The sequence below is a fragment of the Planktothrix sp. FACHB-1355 genome, assembly GCF_014748295.1.
GTDB lineage: Bacteria > Cyanobacteriota > Cyanobacteriia > Cyanobacteriales > Aerosakkonemataceae > Aerosakkonema > Aerosakkonema funiforme_A.
In genome coordinates, this window is record NZ_JACJUP010000628.1 from 1 (window position 1) to 3890 (window position 3890).

Annotated in this window: 2 protein-coding genes and 2 pseudogenes; 3 read left to right on the plus strand and 1 reads right to left on the minus strand. The window is 43.9% G+C overall.

Annotation, left to right across the window (positions count from 1 at the left end; translation table 11 throughout):
• Positions 1-504: pseudogene (locus H6S82_RS21935) on the plus strand (prolyl aminopeptidase); the annotation flags it as partial.
• A 591-nt stretch (positions 505-1095) separates the two neighbouring features.
• On the opposite strand, the gene H6S82_RS21940 reads toward H6S82_RS21935, so the two are convergent.
• Entirely contained in the window at positions 1096-1383 is a 288-nt protein-coding gene (locus tag H6S82_RS21940; RefSeq protein WP_190463595.1) for a hypothetical protein, read from the minus strand.
• A 207-nt stretch (positions 1384-1590) separates the two neighbouring features.
• On the opposite strand from H6S82_RS21940, the gene H6S82_RS21945 reads away from it, so the two are divergent.
• Positions 1591-3432, plus strand: a complete 1842-nt coding sequence (locus H6S82_RS21945; RefSeq protein WP_190463597.1) for an AAA-like domain-containing protein — start codon at positions 1591-1593, stop codon at positions 3430-3432.
• A 227-nt stretch (positions 3433-3659) separates the two neighbouring features.
• A pseudogene (locus tag H6S82_RS21950) lies at positions 3660-3890 on the plus strand (hypothetical protein); the annotation flags it as partial.

Sequence of the window (3890 nt, forward strand, 5' to 3'; positions counted from 1 at the left end):
GAAGGAGCTAGCTATCTGTTTCCCGATGCTTGGGAGGAGTATCTAAAACCAATTCCTCCCGAAGAAAGGCACGATATGATAACAGCTTACTACAAACGTTTGACCAGTGCAGATGCACAAGTGAGAATGGCAGCTGCTCGTGCTTGGTCAATTTGGGAAGGTAGCACAAGTACACTTCTGCAAGACCCAAATATAATGCAGAGATTTGGTGAGAGTACATTTGCGGAGGCGTTTGCCAGAATTGAGTGCCATTACTTTATTAATAAGGGATTTTTTGAAACGGAAGGGCAGTTACTTTTGAATGTCGATCGCATCCGCCACATTCCGGCAGTAATCGTTCAGGGACGCTACGATATCCCCTGTCCGATGGGAACAGCTTGGGAACTGCATAAAGCTTGGCCGGAAGCAGAATTTATCGTTATTCCCGATGCGGGACATTCGATGAGCGAAGCGGGAATTCGCAGCGCTTTGATTGCAGCGACCGACAAGTTTAGCAGTTTATAAAAAATTGCTACCGGACATGATATAAGGTCACCATATCCGAACTCGATCGAAAAATGCCCAGAGCAGATCTGCTCTGGGCTTTATGTGTTTGCGTGAGGAGTAAGATGTCTGTATCACCACCATATTGCTCGATCCATATGACGGTGTTGTGACGGATATATTTCAATTTTGTGTAAGTAGGTGCAGTTAAATAAAGTTTGAAAACTTATTTAAAGATCGGGCGTCCCGCCAGATGGAAGTTTATTTACACTTACCTACTTACACCGAACGAAGTTTACATTTCTGTAAAATTACTTACTTTCCGAAGGTCTAAACCTAAGAAAATAGCGGTAAGCAGAGAAAAAGTATCCATCCTGCTAACAGGAAAAAAGCCGATAAACCGAGCATAATCTCTAGAGACCATTGGATATTCAAGCTACCTAGAAGCGGAGTAGCAGAAATAAGCAACAGGACAATGAAAAGCAAAAATAGTAGAAGCATACTTTTTCCCTAAACGCTGCTGGAAAGCCTCTACACATTAGCATAGCTTAGATGACCGGACTTGCGCTTCACCTTAAGGGTGAGCAGTAGCAGTAATCGAGGTATAGTTAGCTAGCGACTTCCGCCCGATCGCGTCGGTACAGGTGGAGGCGGTTCTTTTTGCTTTTTTGCAAAAACATTGCTCGTCAAAAAACTCGACAAAATCTTAATGTTAGTTTTAAGTTCTGTGCTAATTCGTAAAGAACTATCACTTGGTAACCCTGTGGCGATCGCATCTGGAAAACTTGTTTGTGCATTCAAAGTATTGGAATTTACCGCTGGCGTCAATACGATCGTCACGACTGCGCTACTATTGGCTAAGGTAGATAAAAAATTGTTACTAAAAAAACTTAACCTCATTTTTAAACACCCAAAAAAGACAACCTGATATGTTTTAAATATTTCAGGCTGCTTTTGGTGATAGTTTAGATGTGTAGTCAAGACTCACGGCGATCGGCACTACCTTTGGTGCAATACACACCTGTGAAAGTGCCTACACGTTTGCTGCGCTTTGCCAGCGGATGAACTACAACTAGAAAATATGCCGACAATTTTCCCGTTCTGTGTATGAAGTTAGCGATCGCAAATCCAGCCGAATTCGCCAAAGCCTTTGCCAGTCTAACCGATAGACAGTATGAAGTATTGCAAAAAGTTCTGGCTGGCGAAAAAGATGCTTCCATCGCCGCCGAACTGCACATCACCAAAGATACAGTCAGAAAACATATTGAAAATATCTGCAAGGCGTTTGGTTTGAACGACCCAGAAGAACCCGGTTCCTCACACCGCGCCGAACTGATTTCTATAATTGCTAAATACAGACCGGATTTATTTAAAGAAAAGCATCAAAATATCAAAAATTCCACATCTGTCTTGCTCAGTTCCTATCGGGGAAACGACCCAGATATGATGCTGATGACTAAGTTAGATGCTGCCTTGAAAAAGAACGGCTACCAAGTTTTTTTGGCTACGGGCAGTTTGCGAATGGCTAGAAACGGGCTACAGCAAATCTATACAGCACTTAATAGTTGCGATTGCTTGCTGCTGCTATTGTCGCCGCTTTCGGCTTCCAGCGAAATGGTGACGGAAGAAGTGAGATTGGCGAAGACAAGGTACACTTCGACAGACGATCGCAAACCGATTATCGTCCCCATTTATATTAACTGTCCTTTCAGTTTGCTCAACCACGACTTGCGCGGTTATCTGCAAGGAATACCCCACTACGAATGGCGATCGCCCGACGATACAAACATCATTATTCAAACCGTTTTAAAGTTATTAGCATTAGGTGAAGAATCCGAACAGGGAAACTTTACCAATTATCGATCGCCAATTTTCAACTATCAATTTCCCACCCAACACGCAGCTACCCCGAATTATCCACCCCAACCAGTTGCAGAACCGGAATTACCCAGAGGACAAGTAGAACTTGCTTCTGCATTTTATGTGGAAAGAACGGGCATTGACGAGCGATGTTACGAAGCGATCGTCAAACCAGGCTCGTTAATTCGCATCAAAGCAGCGCGGCAAATGGGTAAAACCTCCCTAATGGCAAGAATTCTGCATCGTGCATCCCAACAAGGCTACCGTACCGTACCTTTAAGCTTTCAATTAGCCGATAGTAAAATTTTCACAGATTTAGACCTTTTCTTGCGCTGGTTTTGTGCCAACGTTGCTCTACAATTAGATTTACCAGATCGGTTGACCGAGTATTGGAACAGCATTTTTGGCAGCAAAGTCGCCTGCAAATCTTACTTTGAACGCTATTTACTCACCCACGATACCAGCCCTTTAGCCTTGGGTTTAGATGAAGTTGATGTGATATTTAGATATCCCGAATTAGCCGCTGATTTTTTTGCATTATTGCGGGCATGGCACGAAGAAGCTAAAAATCGAGAAATCTGGAAAAAACTGCGTTTGGTAGTAGTTCATTCTACAGAAGTTTATGTGCCGATGGATATCAATCAATCTCCATTTAATGTGGGGTTACCGATAGAATTACCGGAATTTAACGCTCAACAGGTACGAGAACTTGCCTTCAGACACGGATTGCCTTGGAGTGTTTTTGAAGTTGAACAACTAATGGCAATGGTAGGCGGACATCCTTATTTAGTGCGGTTGGCTCTTTATCACATTGCTCGAAAAGAAATTGCGATCGAACAACTTCTCGAAACAGCACCCACCGACGCCGGACTTTACAGCGACCATTTGCGACGCCACTTGTGGCATTTAGAACAATATCCCGACTTAGCAGCCGCTCTCAAAAAAGTAGTCGATGCTGATGTTCCCGTACAATTAGAGTCTCTACAGGGATTTAAGCTGCACAGTATGGGGCTTGTCTATCTGCAAGGCAATCAAGTCACACCGCGCTGCAATTTATACCGTTATTATTTCCGAGTTCGCCTATCCTGAACGCCTCGCAAAAATAGACCGAGAAAAAGGGGTTTCAAGCCTCCGATTTGAAGGGCGATCGTTAAAAAATTTTTCCAAATTCTAAGCTTTGTCCGATCGTTGCTCAGCTCTTCCAAAATCCTGGCATTGGGAGACCTCTTGCACAATCCCTAAAACAAAAGACATAAATAGTAGTAGTCAGTCAAAAAAATCCTACTTTTGCAGGAAGTCCGATCGCAAGGTGCAGAATGAAAGCAGACCCGAACTTAGCTTATGATTACCAAGTTGGCGGTAGCTTGCCCCTGGATGCACCTACCTACGTCACCAGACAGGCGGACTTCGATTTCTACAAACACATGATGGCGGGAGAGTTCTGCTACGTCCTCAACTCGCGACAGATGGGCAAATCTAGCTTGCGGGTGCAGATGGTGCGACGCCTTGCAGCAAATGGTGTTGTTTGTGCTGTAGTTGACCTGACA